The following is a 15,978-nucleotide window of genomic DNA, read 5'->3' on the forward strand; positions in this document are numbered from 1 at the left end:
TATGAAAAAGGTTGGCATCATATCTTATGGGATTACTCCTTTTTCAAAAGAGGATCAAAAAATAGAATCAGTTTTACTCAAATCGGTAAAGAATCTTTTTGAAAATAATCCCAATATCAATCGAAATGATATCGATGCAGTTTTAGTATCTACAAATAACAATTCAAAATATTTATCCCCTATTTTGTCCGAAATGATTGAAATACATCCTAAAATTGCACACTCTATAGAGAGTTTGTGTAATTCAGGCACAAATTCAATAGTTTCGGCATATTCATACATTTCAGCTGGATTGGCAGATATGGTGCTTATTTCTGGTGCTGAAAGGTATGATAGTCCGGGACAGATTTTGGAGTGGGATAACTCAAGAGGAGAATACAAGCATCCAATTTTTTGGGCCTCAATTTTTACAAAATCATACAAACGTGAATTTTCTATTTCTGATGAAGAACTTGCGGTCGTACCAGTAAAGAATCACAAACAGGCTAAAGAAAACCCTAACGCAATGTCAAATAAGAATTTTTCAATCCAGGACGTGATAAATTCTAAAAAATTAACTGACGATATTAGATTGTTAGATTGTTCAAGACCATGCACTGGTAGTGCATCAGTAATTCTTGCATCCGAAGAGATAGTTAGGAAAAACACCGATGCTCCTGTATGGATTACAGGAATTGGTCAAAAAACAACATCTGCAAGTTTTACAAAAAATACCTCATTTAGTTTCATGGAATCAACTAAACTAGCCGTAGAATCCGCATTAAAAATGTCAAATAAGACCATTTCAGATATAGATGTTGCTGAAATTCATGATGCCTTTTCCGTTTGCGAACCCATGGCATTGGAATCGTTGGGTTTTGCAAATTTGGGCAAAGGAATCGATATGATAAAAGAGTTACATGAAACAAATAATTTTAAAATAAATCCTAGAGGAGGATTAATTGGGTCAGGTCATCCGCTTGGGGCAACAGGCATAGCACAGACAATTGAAATTATCCAACAAATACAATCAAACGCAATGAATAGGCAAGTCGATAACGCAAAGATTGGTTTGGTCCACAATATGTCAGCTGCAGCTACTTCGTCAACAGTATTGGTTTTAGAAAAATGAATTTTGAATCAGAGTTGCATAATGGAAATTTTTACATTCCTGAATGTATAAAATGCTTGAAAGTGGTCTGGCCACCGTCGGAATTCTGCAATCATTGTTTTGGGGAAATATCTCTAAAGAAAAAAGCGCATGAAGGAAAAATAATTGAATTCTCAAGACAAGATGACATGTATTTTTGTCTAGTTGAATTTGATGAAGAGATCAAGGTTATGGCAAAAATCCCTGACACGCCAAAGATTGGTCAAACTGTAAAAATTTTAAAATGTGGAATATCCAACGGGAATTATTTTTTTCAAGTTATTTGAATTTTGTATAGATATATGGTGTTTCAATTTCCTGATCAAATGTCCAAACAGTTGGAAGTGAAATAGTATCAATCACATCAAGATTATGTTTTTCAATTAATGTACTCCAACCACCATTTTCTAAATTTCCTGACAAGTGTCTTTTTGAATGGGTTCCAGCAAATACAATACAAGTGTTATTTTTAAGATCAGGCATTGAATTTATTTTATCGATGATGTTAGTGGCTAAAACATCACCTCCCATTTGAGGTAATCCGCCTATGAAAAATACTGGATGAATTAATTTAATTTTAGAGTAATCAAATTCCAATGCATCTTCACATTTTGGATGAAAATTTTGATGTGTGGATTGACAAAGAGTGTCTTGTAATTTTACTAAAACATCATCAATTTCAATACTATGAGAAATTAACTTTAAAAAAGTACCACAGAATGCAATTCGTCCATCACCAGAACCAATATCTACTAATTCTGAATAACCCAATTGTTTTGCAAAGAATGCCATAATATATGCAGACATTATCCAAGTAGGATAAAACGGCTGACAACTTGTACCGTGTTTAATACTATTAAGCCAGTGTTCATTAATGTCTCCTTCATATACAGTACATGATATGCCGGCAATTTGTTGTTCAAATGAATTAAAATAAATCGGATTTTGTTTAGCAAAGTAGTGAAGTAAATTCAAATGATCTTCTGCAATGGGAAATTCTTTAGATGGTTGGAAAGGAATTACTTCTTGAATATGTGCACTACCAGAATAATTTTTTACAAAATCTTGTTTTATTAAAATTAAATTTTTAACTATCTGGTTTAACACTATTTTTGTAAAACTAAAGGGATTGATATACTCATTGCGATCTAGAAAGTTTTTTCTGATAAAATTAATCTAATTTCGGATTCTATTTTTTTTAATTCCTTTATTGTAATAATTTTTAATTTTTCATTTTGAAGGATTTCATCAGGCGTAGGTTCCATTATTAATTGAAATTCCAGATGTTTTATAGTATTCAGATAGAAATCGCGCTGTTCAAATAATTTCTCAATAATTATTTCAGTCAACAATGAATCTAAAAAATACGCGTATTTATGGATTAGAAAATATTGGGTTAATGACTCATTGAATTAACAAGCCCTCAAAATTTATTTTTGAATTAGATGGATGTACCCACTATTTTTAAAAATGTTGGTATAAAAATGACCTTAATCTAACAATTTAGTGAGTTATTATGTAATTACCTTCTTTTCTATATCTATAATTAGAATAAAATGTCCATGAGAAAAAAAGTTGCGGCATTGACAATAATAAAGCAAAAAACAAAAAAAGAAAAGAGTAAAAATAATCAAAACGCTGCAAGAACAAGAAGACAAAGAGGTTATCAATGGGAAGATGCCATTGTAAAGAGATTCAATAATACTGAAAAGTGGAAAGCATTCAGACTTGGATCTCCAAGCATAGCATTACCAGATGTATTGGCTGTGAATACAGAAGCAAGTGCAATATTTACCATAGAAGCAAAATCAGGAACCAGTACATCACTTCCTGTTCCAGGAGATCAAATTGAGCGATGTTTATCTTGGATTAAGACTTTTGATATTTATGAAAAGAGAAATGTTTTGTTAGCATTCAAATTTTTGTCAAAAAAAAGAATCGATGTGGGAAAATATGAAAATAGAGAATTAAGAGAATTTTTTAAGATTTGGGATGAATCAATAGAAATAACAGATTGTGTTTGTACATACGAAGGGAAATTTTTTGCAAAAACAAATGGCAAAAGAAAAGAATTATTCCTAAAAGAATGTCCAATGCCCTTTAAAACAAAACAAAGAACTAATGCCTAAGTGAATGAATGTGCAAATCATTTTTTAAGGATAAGATACAACTGAAAATGTTGTCTGAAGAAAAAACAGATGTTGAATCAAGTGAGATTAGAACAGAAGCACTACTGGAAACGGTGTCTGATGCAGAAGTAAATTCACGCATAAGTTTTGAAGAATTTACTGATGAAAGAATACTCATAAGCCATGATGCTTTTGGAAACAAACAAATGAAAATCAAGGTATTAGAAGTATCAGATGAAACACCTCCTTCAAAATGGAAGTTTGGGGATCGTGTCAAAGTTACAAAAATTCTTGTTACAATCAAACATCTTACGACTCAACAAGTTGAAGAAGGTGAATTTGACATAGAAGCAATTGAAAGAGAGCTAGCAGAAAAAAGGCATTATTCATCTACAAACAGATGGATTCCTGCAAGCGATATAAAAAATGGTTATGTGATAGGTTCCAAGCACACCAGGTTAATCAGTGATGCATCAGCATTAGACTACATAGCATTTTGAATTTTTAATTATTAGTAATAATTTGATGCAAAATTCAAATGTGTCTTTTTTATTTTTAATGTAAGATGGATTCAGATGTTTTTCGAAAACGGAATCTCACAAAAATTAATTTTGATTATGAGGAATTAATAGGCAGAAACTTAGCTAATACAAATATGAGTGGGGTGAATCTTAAGAACCGAGACATACATGATGCAGACCTTAGTTGCACAGATCTTAGAGGAGCTAATCTCAGTTACTCCATTTTATTTTATGTAAAACTAAGAGGTGCAGATATGAGAAATGCTGATCTTTCTAATGCGAAATTATGGGACACAGAAATGTATGGAGTAGATCTTCGCGGTGCAGACATTAATGGGGCAGATTTGTTTTATGCAGATTTAAGAAATGCTGATCTAAGTGATGCAAATCTTAGTGGAATAAATTTAAGACATACAAATTTTGAAGGGGCGATTTTAACGTCAGCGGATTTTACTGGTGCAAATTATGATTTACATACATTAGATACTTTATCTAAAAATGCAAAAAACACATTAAAGAAAAAAGGTAAAAGATGGTAAAAATAAATTCGTAATCTAACCTATTAATGCCCTAGATATTTTGATTGTTTGGTACTTACAGTGAAAAAATCAAATCTGTGTTGATATAGTTTGGTGATTAGCATAACTTTTCAACCCTCGAGTCTAATGAACTTAAAATACAGAGAATAGCATGGATGGACCTGTATGTGATCATTATTGGACTCCCAACGGAACATATTTTTGCATACATTGTGGAAAAGACATCTATGAGAATTCATGATAAACTGAATCAGGATTTGTTAGAAAGGATGCAATAGCAAGCAAATTTCAATACTGAAATCAAATGATTGAGACACGAAAATAACTATTAGTGAAGGACAAAGTAGAACTAGCATTCTAGCAATATTGCCATACGAGAGAGTTTTCGATAATTACTAGCATAATTATATTTGACTGACCTACAAATGTTCACATTAAAACATCTGAAAAACATTATAAACAAAAGAATTTGAAAAACAGTATGAGTACAAAAGAATTTGATGTTAATGGAACTGATTACAAAATTGTGTTAACAGAACAAGTAATTGGTCACGTAAATAATCTCAAATCACTATATAATGCGGCTTATGAAGATCCTGAAAGTTTTGAAGATGTGAGTTCAGAAATTTCAAGTACAATTAATGAGATTGCTAGCACAGTAGAACCCCCAGCAGCAGACAGTGATCTTGATGGTTTAATTCAAGAGATTATTAAAGCTGTAGAAAGCAAAGCTGATGAAATTAAAAAAGAATTAGAAGCAAAAGAGAAACCTGCAAAAAAATCAAAATCTAAAAAATAGCCTCATTTGACTATAAACTCATAAAAATTTGGTGGATAAATTATATTCTAAATAAAATATACATTAGGATATGTCAAAAAGCTGTGAATGTGGAATATGTGGTCATCACAACGAATCAGAATGCATTGAAAAAGAATGTAAATGTTGTTTGAATTTTCATGAAAGATCTGGACCAAAAAGAAAATAATTATTTCTCATGTTTGTAACAGCTGCATTTTTTTACAATATGTCTCGAACAACCAAATAATTTGTGATCTTTACACCCACATATTATGCATTTTTTCTTATCAGTCATAATTTCTCAATTAATCCCTCAACATCATAAATCATTTTTTTGTCTTCCAAGGATTCTAAAATTTTTAGTCTCATGTTTTTTACTCTGTGTATATCATCAGAATACAAAGGGATCATTGTGTCAATCTCTTGTTCAAATGAATAATTTTCCAAGTATTGTTTGATTTTAGATTTTAATGGTTTAAAATCAGACAAATGGATATTCTCAAAATCAATTTTATTTGTAATCACTTTTAGAAATCCATTGATTTTTAGCATTTCTTTTTTAATATTTTTAAGATCTCCTGGCTTGTCTTTGATTTCTTTTAGATGATTGTAAGATTCAAGAATCTGAATGAGTATGTTTTTAAGATGATCGTTGTATGTTACCACAATAATTTTTGAGTTGCATCTAATCTAAAGTTTAGGAAAATAACTCCACTTGTCTAAAATACACACATTTGCTTTAAATTATCAGTAAATATCTGTAAAGATAATGCAAGGAGATGCGTATCTAAAGTGTATTAATCCAAAATGTGGTTTAGAGTATCCTGTTGAAAGTACAAACGTTCAATGCACTAATGGGCATCTATTAGATGTAAAATACAAGAAGATACCTCCTACAGATTTAAAAGAAGTATTTTACAAAAGACGTAATTCCGAAAACAGTATTTTTAATGAAAGTGGAGTTTGGAGATTTAGAGAATTGTTGAATTTCTGTCAAATAGATACAGAAAATTTTGAAGAATGTTCAAAATACTTAGTGTCTCTAGATGGTGCAGAAGGCAGGCAATCAAAGCCATATCAGATGTCAAAAGCTGCAGACTTTGTAGGAATTTCAACTAGAAATTTATGGTTACAGCCTGAAGGATACAATCCCAGTGGATCTTTCAAAGATAATGGGATGGCAACAGCTGTTACACATGCAAAGATGGTAGGAGCTAAGAAAATTGTTTGTGCATCTACTGGAAACACATCTGCATCTGCAGGGATGTTTGCGGCAAATGAAGGTATTGATTGCGATGTATACATCCCAGCGGGGCAAATTGCGCCAGGAAAACTTAGTCAAGCTTATCAATTTGGAGCTCAAATTTTAGAAGTTAATGGGAATTTTGATGATGCATTAAAGCAATCCTTGGAGGATGCACAAAATCATGAAGGATATACTGTAAACTCTGTTAATCCGTTTAGAATTGAAGGTCAAAAAACAATTCCATTCAGAGCACTAGAATATTTGAATTGGGAGGTACCTGATTGGATAGTTTATCCAGGAGGGGCATTAGGAAATACTTCTAGCTGTGGAAAAGCACTAATGGAATTATATGAGTGGGGATGGATTAAGAAAATTCCTAGGATTGCAGTGATTAATTCAGATGGTGCAAGTACATTATCGGATTTGTATAACGGAAAATTTGAAGATGAAGAAATCAGATGGAATAAAGGAAATCCAAATACAGAATTAATTTCTAGATATTATGATCATTTAGATAAACAAGGAATTAAACCTAAAACCAAAGCTACTGCCATTCAAATTGGAAGACCTGCAAATATTTTGAAAGGCTTACGTGCATTAGAATTTACAAATGGTGTGGTAACTACCGTATCTGATTCTGAAATGCTTGATGGGATGTCAGTGGTGGGATTAAATGGATTCGATTGCGAAATGGCATCAGGAGCTTCTGTAGTAGGCATTAAAAAGTTGATTGCACAGGAGATAATCAAAAAAGATGATGTCGTGGTTGGAATTTTGACAGGCAGACAAAAAGATGCGATGTTGCCAGTAGAATATCATCAAAATCCTAACAATATTTTTGCAAATCCTCCAAAAAATTAGGCACTTTTTTCTGTTAATTCAATTATGATTGATTTTTGTACATTAAGAGTTAAATCTAAGAGTTACAAAAAGAATTCAACCAAGCGATGGTGCATAATACATAAAATGAATGACCTTACCTGTTATTCGGACATAATTTTCTGGAGGAAATCATGGTAGAACTTTGGATGGAATTATCTGCGCTAGCTATTCTCATAGGACTGTCTGGTTTCTTTAGTGGTTTGGAAGTAGCTCTAGTTGGAACTAGACATTCAAAAGTGAATCAATTAAGAAAACAAAAAGTAAAAGGTTCCGAAGCCCTCTATAAATTAAAACATAATCCAGGATGGATGATGTCAAGTGTAAATCTTGGAAATAATCTAGTAAATGTAGGATCTTCTGCATTTGCAACTAGTGTTGCAATTAGAATTTTTGGGAACGATGGTTTGGCAATAGCAGTAGGAATCATGACCTTTTTGATTCTAGTGTTTGGAGAAATAACCCCAAAAACATATTGTAATGCCAATGCTACAAAGATTGCATTACGATTTGCACCTGTATTGCTAGCATTTAGTTATGCATTTTGGCCCGTAGTGAAACTATTTGAAATAATTACAAAAACAATGGTGAGAATAACTGGAAGTAGTTATCATGCACCGCCAATTACAGAAGAAGAAATCAAAGGAATCATAGAACAAGGCTTAGCAGATGATGCATTAGAAAAAGATGAAAGTGATCTTGTTCACAGTGCATTGGAATTTGATGATACTGTAATTCGAACAGTGATGACCCCACGAACTAAGATGACAGCACTACCTGCAAAAATGTTGTTGTTTGAGGCATTGCCTTTAATCAATCAAAACGCTCACTCAAGAATACCAATTTATGGAGAAACAAATGATGACATTATAGGATTTATTCATGTCAGAGATGTGTTAAAAGAAGTTGAATTAGATAACAAAATGAAAACATTAGAACAAATTGCAAGAGAACCAGTATTTGTATCTCAAGAAAAGATGGTAAGTTCTTTATTAAAAGAAATGAAAGGCAGGAAAACACACATGGCAATTGTAATTGATGAACATGGCGGGGTGGAAGGTTTGGTAACACTGGAAGATTTAATCGAGGAGATCATAGGAGATATTGAAGATGAAACAGATATTTCACCAGGAGTAGACCATCAATCAATTGACAAAGACACCATCATTACAAGTGGGGAAATAGAAATAGAAAGAGTAAATGATATTTTTAAATCAGATCTGCCAGAAGGAGATGATTATAGTACACTTAATGGTTTATTACATGAAAGATTACAAGATATACCTCAAGAAGGAGACAAGCTAGAACTTGAAAATCTCAGAATAATCGTAGAGAAAGTCAGTAAGAACATTCCAGTAAAGATAAGAATAGAACGTATGAAAAAATAATATTATTTTTTAGCAAAATATTCTTGTAGTTTTTCCTTTTTTTCCTTCATGTGAAATATTGATTCAGTATGAGCAAAAGCATCTTCGTATGATTTTTCAAATAGCATTGCTTGTAAAAGCATGTGATTTTCAGGAATTACAATACCTGTTTGGTCATCAGAATACATCATTTGAACGGTGTCGTCGATAGATGTAGTCATATTTGCATGAATGTGAATCATATTTGTATCTGTAAAATTAAAGCCCATCTTTTCTGCATAATCTCGTATATCTTTAGTTCCTTTAGCAGTCCAAATAGTTGCAACACCAAATTCATTTGTAAAAAGTTCATGAATTTCAGATGGTTTTGGAGCCACATCTTTGAATCTAATATCCATAATGTGTAAATGCATTTGCCGTGTTGGAACCTTGATTGCCCGAACATAGAGGGGTGCTTCTTTTCCAAAATACATTTTTACATCATCTCCATGATGAGGTTTTTCAGACATTTCTATTGTATCTACAACCTTTTTTTCTGTTTGCTCGATATCGGCCCATCTTCTTACTAAAGTCACATCAAAACGAATTAGTCTATCTCCAAATTTGACACGCAATGGTTCTAGAATTCTACCCATCCCAGTAACATTACAGCTTCCTTGCATTACATGTCGTTTTCCTAATGCTTGATCATAATTTACTCTTGAATTAAACAATAAATCCGAAACAGCTTCGTTTCCAACAACTGTTTCACCACCTTGATAAATTGCGGGGATATTTTTTGGTTCATAGAGATTTATTTTATTTTTATAGCCAGATCCTCCAGGAGCAGCATCAATTACTAAATCACAACTATCGAGAACAGATTCAATTGAACCGGCAATTTTATAATTTGAAAAAGACGGAATCTTGCTGGCCGGAACATATACATCAAGCCCTTTTGAAATTGCATCCTCTACTTTTTCATCAGGAGAATATTTTCCCACTCCAACAACTATAATTTCAGGATCATCCTTTAGAAAGGAAGTAATTCTACTACCAATAGATCCATATCCATTGACAAATACCTTCTTCATAATTCAGATATATTTGACCCTTTTATTTAGATTAGTTCAATGAAATTCTGAATTTATTTTCTAGGTCATCTATGTGGATTTTTTTCATAAAAAAAATTTCTATGTGTTCATTCAATTTTTCATTATCAGGCAAATGTGAGCTATGGAAATGTTTTTTTCATTTTTTGATAGAATTTCACTGTAAAACATAGAATTCGTCAATCAAAACATCGAGGAATTCGAAAGCCTCCTTGCCTAAATGCCTTTTTGATCTTTATCATTAATAATACAATTAGACAAAATATCAATTTTTGCTTTTTTTAACTGTAAATTCACTCAGAATTCGATATTCAAAAGAAATCATTGTGATGAAGGATGTGATCCACGGATGTATGCTCATTACGGTTGGAATTAAAAAGATAAGAGGCAGATACAGATTTCATGTATTATTAGACATAATTAGGCACGGTAAAAAAGTAGACAGATAGGAAAGTTTTGATGACTAAATCACATATAATCATAATTCAAAGATTAACTATAATTAACATTGGACAAAATTTTATTAATTAAAAAACTAGCAGATGCCATAAAATTATCAAAAGGAGACATTGGAAGAAACAGATATCTAATTGAAGTGATTAACAAAAATAAAGATATTTTAAATTCAGATAAAACATATCTTAAAAATTGTCTAGGAATAACTATTTCAGGAAAAATTGAAGAATCACAACCAGCTAAAAAAATACTTAAAAAAGATAAGACAATTTTTCTAAATACAAATTTAATTCAGTGTTCTGAATGTGGAAAAGAAATCAAATTAGATGAAAGATCATCAAGATTTCAAAATTTATGGTATCATGAAACATGTTACAAAAGAACTCACAAAAATAACCCAGAACAGAAAATTATAGAAATACAAAAAAATCAAAATATTTTTAAAAAAATCAAACATAACAATAAATCAAATATTGATGAAGATGAAATTCAATATGAAAAAATTAAACAAGACCCGATACTAGTTTTATTGGCCGGAATACTATTTGTTTTTCTTTTTTCTGGAGCGTATTTATTAATTGGCGGCTTCAGTTTTGTTGCAATGATCCTAGGAGGGTTATTAGTGTTATACCAGTTAATAGATTCAAAAAAATGGAGAACAAAAAAATTCAGAAGAGATAAAAAAGCACCGGCAGTTTTCCCAATGATTCTATTATTCTTACCGTTTATACTTGCAGGAATTCTTGCATATGAGGGATATACAGCATGGGAATCAAGTTACAGAGCCATCATATTATGGGGTTTAACACTAGTTTTCTGGAATACATTATTGATGATCCCATTAGCAATATACAGTAAGAATAAAGAAGACAATATTCCTACCACACCAAATACTCCTATGGTTAGTATTATCATTCCAGCTTATAATGAAGAAAAAGTTATTGGCAATACAATTGAAAGTACACTGGAAATCAATTATCCAAATAAAGACATCATAGTGGTTGATGATGGTAGTAAAGATAACACATTACAGATTGCAAAAAAATATGAAAGTCAAGGAATCAAAGTGATACACAAAGTTAATGGAGGAAAAGCATCTGCACTCAACATGGCATTGAATTTTACTAAAGGTGAAATTGTTGCAATTTTAGACGCAGATACATTAGCTTCCAGAAATTCACTAACGGAAATTGTCAAAGTTTTTGAAAGTGATACAAACATAGTAGCTGTTGCAGGAAACATAAAAGTGAGAAATAAAAAAAATTGGATTACATGGTGTCAGGCATTAGAATACGTTGCAGGAATACAGATTACCCGAAGAGCCATGGATATTTTTGGGGCAATAACTATTGTGCCAGGAGCACTAGGTTCATTTAAAAAATCAATGTTAAACGAAACCGGAGCGTATGACAAAGGAACGATAGTTGAAGACTTTGATACAACAGTAAAAATTCTTAAATCAGGATATATGATACGAGGAACAACAAAGTCTATAGCTTATACCGAAGCACCAAACACACTAAAGGATTTCTACAATCAACGTAAAAGATGGTATCGAGGAAATTTACAAGTAGTATCAAAACATCATGACGCTCTCACAAATCAACGTTTTGGGTTTTTACAAAAACTAGCATTTCCATACATGCTAATTGCAATGATTGTTTTACCTATTACTGGTTTTTTTGTATTAGGATCAGCTATACTAGCATCCATCCAAGGAGACATAATTTTTGTTTTAACATCATTTGGATTTTTTATTGTTCTGCAATATCTAATTAATACCATGGCAGTAAGAATTGATGGAGATGATCCAAGAATGACATTATATTCCATATTCTTCAATTTTGGATATAAGCAATTACTTGATGGCATTTTGTTAATCACGGTCATTACACATATTTTTAAAAGAAAAGCTACTTGGACTAGTGCAAGAAGAATAGGTATGGAGGAAAAATCATGAAATCCTATGAAACGAAGTACTTGACTGCAATAATATTTTCAGTCTTTTTTACAATAACAATACCAATTACATCATTTTCGCAAGAAGATGTAAAATCGATTACTGTTGAAATAAAATCGTTATTAGGAGATAGACTTGACACATATCAAACAGTTTTAAAAATATACCAAGATGACAATACAACTCCAATACAAATAATTGAATTTCCTCAAACAAATCCCATAAAAATTGACGGATTACCATCAGGTCATTCATATAAAATTGAAACATACGTCACAGGCATTTTGTCAGATATTACTAAAATTCATGATGAAACAGAAACAACAATACACATTCCATTACAAGGAGGCATGACATTTTCAATATTATATGAAGACGGACAAACGCCTATTAAAAATGCAAAAATATCCATCAAATCCCAGGATGGGAAAGTTTGGCAACAAGACATAGTAGGTACTGATGGCAAATCAAAAAAATTTTGGCTACAATCGAATAATCTAGTAGACGATCATTATATTGTAGAAGTAACACTAGATCAAAGTTTAACATTCACAAATCCTGAACAAATAACTATTTTTCCAAATATTCAAGGAGAAATTAAAATAAAAACACCATGGCCAGCCATAGTAGATGATCTCATAACAGTATCACTGTATAAAGATTCAACTCAGAAGATAGATTATTCAAATGGAAAATATATTGTTGAATTGTTTGACAATAAAAATAATAAAATTTCAGAATCAATAGTCAATCATAAAGGGGATGCATTTTTTTCAAATCTAAAAGTGGGGCAATATTATTTCAAAATTATTGAGCAATCAAAGAGTTCAATTATTGAACAAATTGAATTCCCGATAACAAACATAGTTATTACAGGAAAAGAATCATCATTCACAATTTTTGGGCAACCACCAATTCAAAAAGCAGAAAACACATGTAATTGTGTAGCTTTTAGACTAGACGATGTTCAAGATTATTTCCTCAACACATCCCAAATAGAAATAATGAAGACATTTCAAGAAAAAGGCGCACCGCTCACATTAGGGATTATAGGAGAGTATTGGGGAAAGGATCAAAAAATATTAAATTTTATAAAAGATGATTTGGATAATCAATCCCCCACCTTTGAAATTGCCAGTCACAGTTGGAACAATACACCACTATCTAACCTTAGTAAAGAAGAGCAGAAAGAACAACTTAAAAATACTAATGATGTAATTCAAGAAACATTAGGAGTAATTCCCAGCACATTAATTGCTGTTCAAAATAAGTTTAACGAAGACACGATAAGTGCGTTAGAAGAACTAGGATTTGCACAGTTTACAGCACACGTAGATGAGGTACACAGTCCACCATATCTAAAAGAAATGGTCGAGTTATATTATTTACCAGCAAATACCGAAACAGCTATTTTAAATCCACATACAAATAATTGGGATAAAATAAACTACCAATCAACGTTTACCAAAGCACAGGATTTCATTTACGAGCATGGATTTGCAATAGTGATGATGCACCCATATGAATTTACAAAAAAAGACTACAATGGCTATACAAACGAGGTGGATTTTGAACACATAGATAATTTAAAAAAATTGATTGACAAATTTAGAGAAAATGACATAGAAATAGTAAACATAGAACAAATCCCTAAAAAAACATCATTCAAATCAAAACCAATCGACCAAGAAACCAATAGTTGTAATTGCGTATATTTTAGATTCATTGCATTACAAGATTATTGGTTAAATGAAGTTCAAATAAAAGTGATCGATACATTTGTACAAAATGAAAGTAGTTTGACAGTAGGATTAATCGGAAATGTAATTGGTGATGATTATAAGTTTGTAAATTATTTAAAAAATACGATTAATAGAAACGAAAACATATCAATAGCAAATAATGGTTGGAATTATAAAGTCATAACAGATTTTTCAAGAGAAGAGCAAAAAGGGTTTTTAGAACAAAGTAACACAAAAATTGAAAAAATCTTTGGTGAAAAACCATCAATTTTCATTCCACCATACGACATATTCAACGAAGACACAATTTTAGCAATGCAGGAAAATGACATGATCAATTTAAGTTCAAACATCAAAAATGATCCACTGCCTTTTGATGAAAATTTAGGAGTAAATCATTTCCCAGGAAGTGCAGTAACAGGAATATACAATACAGAATTACAAATCTCAGAAGGCATTAGTCATGAAAAAACATTTGCGCAAATTCAGGATAGTCTAGCTAATAATGGATTTGCAGTAGTAACATTGTCGCCACCAGAATTTGCAAAAATTGACAATAGTAGTTATTTAAATGAAGTTAATGAATTACAAATTAAAGAATTAGAATTATTAATACAAAAAATTCAAGACGAAGGATTAACAATACTACCAATAATAGATAGAGAAATCAATCCAATAGAAGAACCAATTCCAATCAATGGGAAGATTGCAGATTGCGAGCAAATTTTTTCGCCATTTTTAGATTTAAGTGGATGTGATCTAACAAACAGCATAGTACAACAGACTGACTTGAGTCATTCAAATCTAATTAAAACAAATTTTTCAAATTTGAATATTAAAAATGTAAATTTTGCTAACGCAATAATGACCGAGGCAAATCTTGAAAACATAAGTATGACTGGCGGGAGTTTTGAAAATGCCACACTCCACAAAGTGAATCTGTCAAATGCAGATTTGTTAGAAACAAATCTCAGAGGAGCTGATTTGTCGGGAGCTGATTTGAAAAAATTGACATATGTCAATTCAGATGCCAGAGAAGCTGTGTTTGCAGATTCTGATTTAACGGAAGTAGTTTTCAAAGGAGTCGGTTTGACAAATACAGATTTTGTTAATGCAGTTATGATAAATGCAGATATGAGTGGAATAAATCTAGGAGGATCAAATCTTAATAAAGTGAGTTTTGAAAATGCTAATCTTACAGGAACGTCGTTTGTAAAAGCGCATTTGGTAGAAGTTAATCTCAACGGAGCTGATTTGACCAATGCTAATCTCAAAGAAGCGGATTTGTCGGGAGCTGATTTGAGTGGGGCAATACTGGAAAACATCATTTTATCCAATGCGATATTGTCAAGAGCTGATTTGAGTGGAGCTAATCTTACAGAAATTAGTCTTAAAGATGTGAATCTGTCAAATGCTAATCTCAAAGAAGCGGATTTGTCGGGAGCTGATTTGAGTGGAGCTAATCTCAACGGAGCTGATTTGACCAATGCTAATCTCAAAGAAGCGGATTTGTCGGGAGCTGATTTGAGTGGGGCAATACTGGAAAACATCATTTTATCCAATGCGATATTGTCAAGAGCTGATTTGAGTGGAGCTAATCTTACAGAAATTAGTCTTAAAGATGTGAATCTGTCAAATGCTAATCTCAAAGAAGCGGATTTGTCGGGAGCTGATTTGAGTGGAGCTAATCTCAACGGAGCTGATTTGACCAATGCTAATCTCAAAGAAGCGGATTTGTCGGGAGCTGATTTGAGTGGGGCAATACTGGAAAACATCATTTTATCCAATGCGATATTGTCAAGAGCTGATTTGAGTGGAGCTAATCTTACAGAAATTAGTCTTAAAGATGTGAATCTGTCAAATGCTAATCTCAAAGAAGCGGATTTGTCGGGAGCTGATTTGAGTGGAGCTAATCTCAACGGAGCTGATTTGACCAATGCTAATCTCAAAGAAGCGGATTTGTCGGGAGCTGATTTATCAAACACAGGTATAGAATTGAGAGATCTTCAAATGGCAAAAACAAATAGTGAAACGGTCGTATCAGAAACAGGTTTCTTTTTCTTTAGAGAACTCTTTTCATTTTTTAAATCTTTATTTCAAATAACTTAAAAATATTATTT

The 15,978-nt window shown here is 31.9% G+C and carries 14 protein-coding genes; 10 read left to right on the forward strand and 4 right to left on the reverse strand.

Annotation, left to right across the window (positions count from 1 at the left end; translation table 11 throughout):
• Position 1 precedes the first annotated feature (1 nt).
• A complete protein-coding gene (locus OO712_RS05530) occupies positions 2-1,111 on the forward strand; it encodes a thiolase family protein (protein WP_109877046.1) in 1,110 nt (369 codons plus the stop codon).
• A gap of 62 nt (positions 1,112-1,173) precedes the next feature.
• Positions 1,174-1,416 (forward strand): PhlB family protein, encoded by a 243-nt coding sequence (locus tag OO712_RS05535; protein ID WP_306307577.1) that lies wholly within the window; start codon positions 1,174-1,176, stop codon positions 1,414-1,416.
• Here the strand turns inward: OO712_RS05535 and OO712_RS05540 are convergent.
• On the reverse strand, positions 1,409-2,236 hold the full coding sequence (locus tag OO712_RS05540) for a class I SAM-dependent methyltransferase (RefSeq protein ID WP_109877044.1): 828 nt from the start codon (positions 2,234-2,236) through the stop codon (positions 1,409-1,411). The genes OO712_RS05535 and OO712_RS05540 overlap by 8 nt on opposite strands.
• 41 nt (positions 2,237-2,277) lie before the next feature.
• Positions 2,278-2,478 (reverse strand): hypothetical protein, encoded by a 201-nt coding sequence (locus OO712_RS05545; protein ID WP_109877043.1) that lies wholly within the window; start codon positions 2,476-2,478, stop codon positions 2,278-2,280.
• Positions 2,479-2,691: 213 nt separating this feature from the next.
• Here OO712_RS05545 and OO712_RS05550 point away from each other — a divergent pair, with 213 nt between their 5' ends.
• The 4 genes from OO712_RS05550 (at position 2,692) to OO712_RS05565 (ending at position 5,117) form a co-directional block, all read left to right on the forward strand.
• The gene (locus tag OO712_RS05550; protein ID WP_200829093.1) at positions 2,692-3,258 is read left to right on the forward strand and encodes a resolvase; all 567 of its coding nucleotides are present in this window, start codon (positions 2,692-2,694) and stop codon (positions 3,256-3,258) included.
• Positions 3,259-3,305: 47 nt separating this feature from the next.
• Positions 3,306-3,758 carry a hypothetical protein gene (locus OO712_RS05555; RefSeq protein ID WP_200829077.1) on the forward strand — a complete coding sequence of 151 codons (453 nt, stop codon included), beginning with the start codon at positions 3,306-3,308 and terminating at the stop codon, positions 3,756-3,758.
• Between the two features lie 65 nt (positions 3,759-3,823).
• Positions 3,824-4,318, forward strand: coding sequence for a pentapeptide repeat-containing protein (locus tag OO712_RS05560; RefSeq protein ID WP_109877040.1), 495 nt, complete (start codon positions 3,824-3,826; stop codon positions 4,316-4,318).
• A gap of 481 nt (positions 4,319-4,799) precedes the next feature.
• Positions 4,800-5,117, forward strand: coding sequence for a hypothetical protein (locus OO712_RS05565; protein WP_109877039.1), 318 nt, complete (start codon positions 4,800-4,802; stop codon positions 5,115-5,117).
• 291 nt (positions 5,118-5,408) lie between these two features.
• On the opposite strand, the gene OO712_RS05570 is transcribed toward OO712_RS05565, so the two are convergent.
• Complete coding sequence (locus tag OO712_RS05570) at positions 5,409-5,783, reverse strand: hypothetical protein (protein ID WP_109877038.1); 375 nt, start codon at positions 5,781-5,783, stop codon at positions 5,409-5,411.
• Positions 5,784-5,886: 103 nt separating this feature from the next.
• On the opposite strand from OO712_RS05570, the gene thrC reads away from it, so the two are divergent.
• On the forward strand, positions 5,887-7,224 hold the full coding sequence (thrC, locus tag OO712_RS05575; RefSeq protein WP_109877037.1) for a threonine synthase: 1,338 nt from the start codon (positions 5,887-5,889) through the stop codon (positions 7,222-7,224).
• A gap of 152 nt (positions 7,225-7,376) precedes the next feature.
• Positions 7,377-8,630: a hemolysin family protein gene (locus tag OO712_RS05580; protein ID WP_109877036.1), complete on the forward strand. Its 1,254-nt coding sequence runs from the start codon at positions 7,377-7,379 to the stop codon at positions 8,628-8,630.
• Positions 8,631-8,632: 2 nt separating this feature from the next.
• On the opposite strand, the gene OO712_RS05585 is transcribed toward OO712_RS05580, so the two are convergent.
• Complete coding sequence (locus OO712_RS05585) at positions 8,633-9,682, reverse strand: type II glyceraldehyde-3-phosphate dehydrogenase (RefSeq protein ID WP_109877035.1); 1,050 nt, start codon at positions 9,680-9,682, stop codon at positions 8,633-8,635.
• Positions 9,683-10,208: 526 nt separating this feature from the next.
• On the opposite strand from OO712_RS05585, the gene OO712_RS05590 reads away from it, so the two are divergent.
• Both OO712_RS05590 and OO712_RS05595 read left to right on the forward strand, forming a co-directional pair.
• Positions 10,209-12,116, forward strand: a complete 1,908-nt coding sequence (locus OO712_RS05590; protein WP_109877034.1) for a glycosyltransferase family 2 protein — start codon at positions 10,209-10,211, stop codon at positions 12,114-12,116.
• The gene (locus OO712_RS05595) at positions 12,113-15,967 is read left to right on the forward strand and encodes a pentapeptide repeat-containing protein (RefSeq protein ID WP_264953640.1); all 3,855 of its coding nucleotides are present in this window, start codon (positions 12,113-12,115) and stop codon (positions 15,965-15,967) included. Before OO712_RS05590 ends, OO712_RS05595 begins: the two co-directional genes overlap by 4 nt.
• Positions 15,968-15,978 lie beyond the last annotated feature (11 nt).

It is taken from the genome of Nitrosopumilus zosterae (genome assembly GCF_025998175.1).
In the GTDB taxonomy this organism is placed as follows: Archaea; Thermoproteota; Nitrososphaeria; order Nitrososphaerales; family Nitrosopumilaceae; genus Nitrosopumilus; species Nitrosopumilus zosterae.